This window comes from Mesorhizobium sp. M7A.F.Ca.AU.001.01.1.1 (genome assembly GCF_004022735.1).
Classification (GTDB): Bacteria; Pseudomonadota; Alphaproteobacteria; order Rhizobiales; family Rhizobiaceae; genus Mesorhizobium; species Mesorhizobium ciceri.
Genome location: NZ_RZPF01000391.1, coordinates 1 through 6,057, shown reverse-complemented (window position 1 = coordinate 6,057; position 6,057 = coordinate 1). Strand labels below are relative to the sequence as shown.

The following is a 6,057-nucleotide window of genomic DNA, read 5'->3' as shown; positions in this document are numbered from 1 at the left end:
GTGCAGACGGTGAGCGTTGGCGCTGCGCGTGTCGATACGGTCGGAGCATCGGAGACCAGAAGCGTCGGCGGGCCGCAGACCAACACGATCGGCGCGACACGGTCCGTGACGGTTGGGGCAGCGCAGGACCACAGCATAGGTGCGAGCGACAGCTGGACGATTGCTTCCGATCAGAGCGTGTCCATAGGCGGCATCTGGGAGGCGTTGTAGACCCTGCCGGTAATGATCGGCAGGTCCGGGTCGCCTTCGATGAAGTCGACGATCACCTCCTGGCCGATGCGCGGGATCTGGATGAAGCCCCAGCCGCTGCCGGCCCAGGTCTGCGACACCCGCACGAAACAGGAGCTGTTCTGGTCCTTCTTGCCCAGACGGTCCCAATGGAACTGCACCTTCACCCGCGCATATTTGTCGGTGAATATTTCTTCGCCAGACGGGCCGACCACCGTCGCCGTCTGGGGGCCGCGCATGATCGGCCGTGGCGTGATCCGCGGCGGACGATAGGGCAAGGCTGTCGGCGCCAGGCCGAGGATCACCTTGAAATTCTCGCTGTTGACGTCAGCATGGGCTCTGTAGCCTGGATCAAACAGTCTGTATTCGGCGCTGACCACCAGATACTCCTGATTCTGGTCCTCGCGCGGAAAGCTATCCAGCTTGAACGTGCAGCCCGAATAGAGGCCGCGCACGGTGCCGACGGCGGCGATGCGCTGGTGGACGGCCTGGATTTCCTCACGCCGGATCGCGGCCAGGCTGTCTCCCCGGCCCGTTTCGAGATGCGCGCCGGGCTGGCGGTAGTTCTCGCCCGCTGCCTCCTTGTGGCTGAACGGCTGGGCCGACTTGGCCATGAGATCGGCGCCCGGCTTCGTGAAATCATAGTCAGTGTGGGCATAGGCGCCTGGGCGCACCGAACTGCCCGGTATCCATTCAGTGATGTATTCGACATCGCGCCGCGAACCCTGACCTTCAAAGTTATAGAGCACTTTCTCGTAGCCCGGCGCAGGCTTCAGCTTGCTCATCGCATCGGCCAGGACAAGCGTGTGCTTGCCGTCATCATGCTCGAAGAAATACAGGATGCCTTCATGCTCCAGCAGCCGCTGCACGAAATCCAGATCGGGTTCGTCGTACTGCACGCAATATTCGCGCGGGGGATAGGACCCTTGCAGGCGCAGATCGAATTCCGCGATACCGTATTTCTTGAAGATGTCCTTGACGATGTCGAGGACGCTCTTGTTCTGGAAAATACGGCAATCGGTGGTGTTGCCGAGAAACCAGAGCCACGGCCTGATGACCGCCTCATAGTAGGCCAGCCGATCTTCCAGCCGGGTGAGCCGGAACTCGGAGACGATGCCGCTGAACCAGCGTTTCGGATCAGATTCAGCTTCGATCGAGAGCGGCCCGCCCAGCATCTTCAACGGATCGATATCGGAGTCGGTGCTCACGAATCCGACCGTATAGGCAAAACAACGGCTGATCTCATCGCGTCCGACAAGATGCGTGAAGGTCAACAGCTCGGAGCCAACCGGTGTCCGGACAACGGTGGCACGTTCATTGGGCATGGGTCGAGCCCCCTCCTGGACGCGGCCGCCAATGTGATGGATTTGAAGTTCCCGCTATATTAACAGCATTCCGTTCAGGAACTTCTTAAATCCGCCACGCCAGGCCATGTTGAGCCTACCACATGTTTTCCTGCTGGCCAAAGAGGACATGGGGCGACAGAAACCTAAACCGTGTCGCGGTTGGTCGGATTCACGCGCTGCACCTTCAGGTCTTGTTTCATGCAATGTCGTTTTCTCAAACGGAGGGCACTTTTGGGCGACATGCATTAACCAGCCGGTTCATCGGCTTGAAACGCTTCTGTCCTGTTTTACCCGCAAGCTGCTAGAATGGCGGAGTACCGATCAACGATCGACGGCGATCTCGGATGCACATCAGTCTGGAAATCAACAATGTCGACGCCTTGCCCGCTGGTACCTCGACCTGCTACGCGGCGCGTGATCGCGGCTTCGACATCGGACGCGATGCTTGCGACTGGACCTTGCCGGATCCCGACAAGTTCATCTCGGGCCGCCACTGCGAGGTTCGCTACGAGGCGGGCGCGTTCTGGCTGCACGACATCTCGCGCAATGGGACTTTCATCAACGGATCGAGCCAGCGCATGACCGGGCCACACCGGCTTGGCCATGGCGACCGGATACTGATCGGCCGTTATGTCATCTTGGTATCGATCGACGAAGAGCGCGCCACGGCGGGCTACCGCAGCTACAAATCCGAGCAGCGAGACATGCCGCCCGCGACAGGCCGACCGCTGGAATTCAAAGATGCACCTTTCTTCGATCCCGCGCAGCAACGGCCCGGGCAGCGCATTCCGCCGCACTCCCCACCCCTGCCTTCGACCAGAGACGAGGTCTTGCGGGAGATCGCGATCGGAGCCGGCATTTCGCCGGAATTGCTTCAATTACGCGACCCGCATGAAGTTGCCGCCGAAATCGGCGCGGTCCTGCGGGTGGTGGTCGAGGAACTGACGTTGCTGCTGAAAGCACGTGCGGCCGCGAAAATGCTGGCCAAGAGCACACAACGAACGATGATCAGCGCCGCCGACAACAATCCGCTGAAGTTCGTTCCAGGAACCGACGACATCCTCGAAATCATGTTCGCCCGTCGCAGGGCCGGCTATCTTGATGCCAGGCGCAGTATCGAGGACGCATTCCGCGATCTGAAGACGCACGAATTCGCCACCTATGCCGCCATGCAAGCTGCGCTCTCCCGACTGCTTGACGACCTGTCGCCCGAGGCGATCGGCAGGAAACTCCCGCCTACGTCGTTCACATCGAAGAAGGGGCAGGCCTGGGACGCCTATGTCGCGACATGGCGGACCATGGAGGAGGCACATGAAAACGGCATGCTGGACATCTACCTGGCGTATTTCAGCGAGGCCTACGCCAAAGCCGACAAGCAAAAATAGGCGATCCAGGAAACGCCTGGCAGGCCAGTCAGAAAAGTCCTCCGACGCCCGGCATCCGGTTCCAATAAACAATTTCTGAGATTACAATCGCGTACGACAGTTCGCCAAGCGGGTAAGACTCATTGACCTGGGGGTCTGCGGCAATGTCATGCTACGGCGGGACAGGATTTTCTGGCCAATCCTTCTGCGGACACTGCCGCGGCCGACCGGGGTTGCGGTCCCTTTACCCGACCAGAAACCGTCTTGCGCCTGTCTCGCCCAATCGCGGGTATCCCGCCTGCACGGGTGATCGGCGATGAGCTCGAAGGACGACCCCTTCGGTCCGGCGGGCAAGACCGTCATTCGCGCAAATCCACGGCGCACGCAAAAACCGCCGCCGGTTCCGGAGCAATCCATCGCGGACACCTCCAGGATCGAGGATTCAACCGTGTTCGATCCTGGCGTCGTGCGGCCACCGGGCTGGGTATCAGGAACCGTCATCTATCAAGGCCCGGCCCTGGGTGCCCCAGCAGGTACCAGCTCTTCGGCCGCCGCATCAAAGCCGCCCATCGAGCAGCGCATGCTGCTCGGCGCCGCCGAGGTGGTCAGATACTGCGCGGCAAACACTATTCTCGCTGCGGCCGCTCCTTTGCTGATGCTGTTTGGGCAACTCAGGCTGATGCCTGTCGAAAGACAGGCGGAGCCACTGGCGCAACATGTCGCTGAGGCCATCGAAAAATTCGACCGGACGGTGGAGAAATCGGACGTTGCCGAAGAGGATGCGCGGATTGCGCGTTATGTTCTGTGCGAAACAGCCGACGATCTCATCGGCAACCTGCCTTGGCCTGGGAAAGACGACTGGTCGCAACGCAGCATGTCGTGGCAGTTCTTTCATACCCAGTCCTCCGGCACAGGCTTCTACGAAGCACTGAACAAGATCCTGGCCCATCCCGAGACACATTACGATCTGCTCGAACTGATGCATGTCTGTCTGTCGCTGGGGTTCGAGGGCCAGTATCGCGGCGTGAGGCGCGAAGACAACAATCTCGAGCGCGTTCGACGCGACGTCTACGAGACGCTTCGCTACTTCAGGACGCGTGCGGGTGAAGACATCTCGCCGCGCTGGCAGGGCTTGGCCGAGACGATGGCGCAGTCCTCGGCCCGCCTGCCGCTTTGGGTGGTTGCCGCGTCAGCGTCGGCGCTGCTGGCGGCAGCGTTCTTCGCATTGCGGGTCTTCATCTCCAATGAAGGCGACGCCGCCGCAGGTGAATTGCTGGCACTCAACCCATCAATACCCGTCGCTATCGAGCGCGCCAGCGTGGCGCCGCTGGTCGAGCCAGCCAAAGTCGCCCCACCGGCGGCCAACGCTCAGATCGATCGTATTCGTGCGGCGCTGGCCAAGGACGTCGAAGGCGGCGGACTGGCCATTGGCACCAAGGGCGACTTCATCGTCGTGGAAATCAACAATCTGCTGCTGTTCCAGTCCGGCAGGGCCGAGACGAAGCCGGAATTTCAGCCCATCGCCGCCGACATCGCCGCGGCTCTTGAGCACGAGCCTGGACCGATCCGGATCGTCGGCCACACGGATAATGTCAAACCGCGTCGGTCGAGCGCCTTCAAATCCAACTTCGACCTTTCGCTGGCCCGGGCCAAAGCCGTCGAAGCGCTGATGGCCGCGAAATTCAGCGATCCCTCGCGACTGACGGTGGACGGCAAGGGCGAGGACGAACCGATCGCCGAAAACGCGACGCCGGAAGGCCGCGCCAGGAACCGCCGTGTCGATGTGATGATCCCCAGGGAGGAGACATTGTGACGACCTGCTGGAAGCATCCATGACGCGTTGGCTGCTGCGGATATTCAGCATGACCGCGCTGATCGGCTTCGCGACGGCCATATGGTTTGCCGGCCCCTTGATCCGCTTTGCCGATAGCCGGCCGCTCGGGCCTGCCTGGCTGCGTGCAACGATCATCGGTGTAATCGTGGCGACGCTGGCGCTTGTTCACGGGCTGCGTTTCTGGCAGGGGAGGAAGGCGCAAAAAGCGCTCGAAACCGTCGTTGCGCACAATGATGACCGCGATGATGACGATGGGCGGCTGCTCGAAGCCCGCATGAATGAGGCCTTGGCGGCGCTCAAAGGGTCGAGCGGCAAGCGCAACTTCCTCTACGACGTCCCCTGGTACGTCGTCATAGGCCCGCCGGGTGCCGGCAAGACAACGGCACTGGTCAATTCGGGGCTGAATTTTCCGCTTGCCGGTTCAGGAGACGCCCAACCGGTGGCCGGCATTGGCGGAACACGTGCCTGCGACTGGTGGTTTACCGACCAGGCCGTGTTGATCGACACCGCAGGTCGCTACACGACGCAGGATTCCAATGCTGAGAGCGACAAGAAGAGCTGGCTCTCCTTCCTGTCACTGCTCAAGAAGCACCGCGCCCGGCAACCGATAAACGGCGTCATCCTGGCCATCAGCCTTGCCGATCTGATGAGCTTCGACGACCGGCAGCTAGATACCCACGTCGCCGAGATACGCAACCGGCTGAGGGAAATCCACGAGACGCTGAAAGTTCAGTTTCCAGTCTATCTGATTTTCACCAAGGCCGATCTTGTCTCCGGTTTCATGGACTACTTCGGCGGTTTCGACGAGTCACGAAGGCGCAAGGTGTGGGGCGCGACATTCCAGACCGCGGAGCGCGACAGGAACATGGCCGCTGGAGCCCCTGCCGAATTCGATGCGCTGGCAAAACGACTGGCCGACGAGATGGCCGACCGCCTCCAGGAAGAGACTGATCCCGTCACGCGCATCTCCATCTTCGGTTTTCCGGCACAGTTCGGCGCACTAAAGGGCCGAGTTACCAGCTTTGTCGCCGCTCTGTTCAATCCCGGACGCAGCCAGGTGAATGTCAGCCTGCGTGGATTGTATTTTTCGTCCGGCACGCAAGAGGGCACGCCTATCGATCAGGTGCTGGGCGCGATCGGCCGCAATTTCGGTGGCAATTCCCGCCCTCACCTTTCTGGAACCGGCAAAAGCTTCTTTTTGCATGATCTGCTGACGGACGTCATTTTTGCCGAATCGGGCTGGGTTTCGTATGACAAATCGGCTGCAAGGCGTGCGGCGATCGTC

The 6,057-nt window shown here is 60.9% G+C and carries 4 protein-coding genes and 1 pseudogene; 4 read left to right on the top strand and 1 reads right to left on the bottom strand.

Translation table 11 applies throughout. The features are described 5' to 3' along the window. Positions 1–210 (top strand): hypothetical protein (locus EN884_RS39040; protein ID WP_245491965.1); only part of this gene is annotated, 210 nt, incomplete at its 5' end. On the opposite strand, the pseudogene tssI reads toward EN884_RS39040, so the two are convergent. After that, positions 186–1,553, bottom strand: a pseudogene (gene tssI, locus EN884_RS22055) (type VI secretion system tip protein TssI/VgrG); the annotation flags it as partial. The gene EN884_RS39040 and the pseudogene tssI sit on opposite strands and share 25 nt — an antisense overlap. Positions 1,554–1,918: 365 nt before the next feature. On the opposite strand from tssI, the gene tagH reads away from it, so the two are divergent. From tagH to tssM, 3 genes are all read left to right on the top strand, one after another. Beyond that, the gene (tagH, locus tag EN884_RS22050; RefSeq protein ID WP_063170597.1) at positions 1,919–2,959 is read left to right on the top strand and encodes a type VI secretion system-associated FHA domain protein TagH; all 1,041 of its coding nucleotides are present in this window, start codon (positions 1,919–1,921) and stop codon (positions 2,957–2,959) included. A 295-nt stretch (positions 2,960–3,254) separates the two neighbouring features. After that, entirely contained in the window at positions 3,255–4,751 is a 1,497-nt protein-coding gene (tssL, locus tag EN884_RS22045; RefSeq protein ID WP_013525288.1) for a type VI secretion system protein TssL, long form, read from the top strand. Positions 4,752–4,770: 19 nt separating this feature from the next. Beyond that, positions 4,771–6,057 (top strand): type VI secretion system membrane subunit TssM (gene tssM / locus EN884_RS22040; protein ID WP_128360735.1); only part of this gene is annotated, 1,287 nt, incomplete at its 3' end.

Bases quoted from the DNA above. Each gene is read 5' to 3' on its own strand.
- tagH (WP_063170597.1), top strand. From the start codon at position 1,919: ATGCACATCAGTCTGGAAATCAACAATGTCGACGCCTTGCCCGCTGGT.
- tssL (WP_013525288.1), top strand. From the start codon at position 3,255: ATGAGCTCGAAGGACGACCCCTTCGGTCCGGCGGGCAAGACCGTCATT.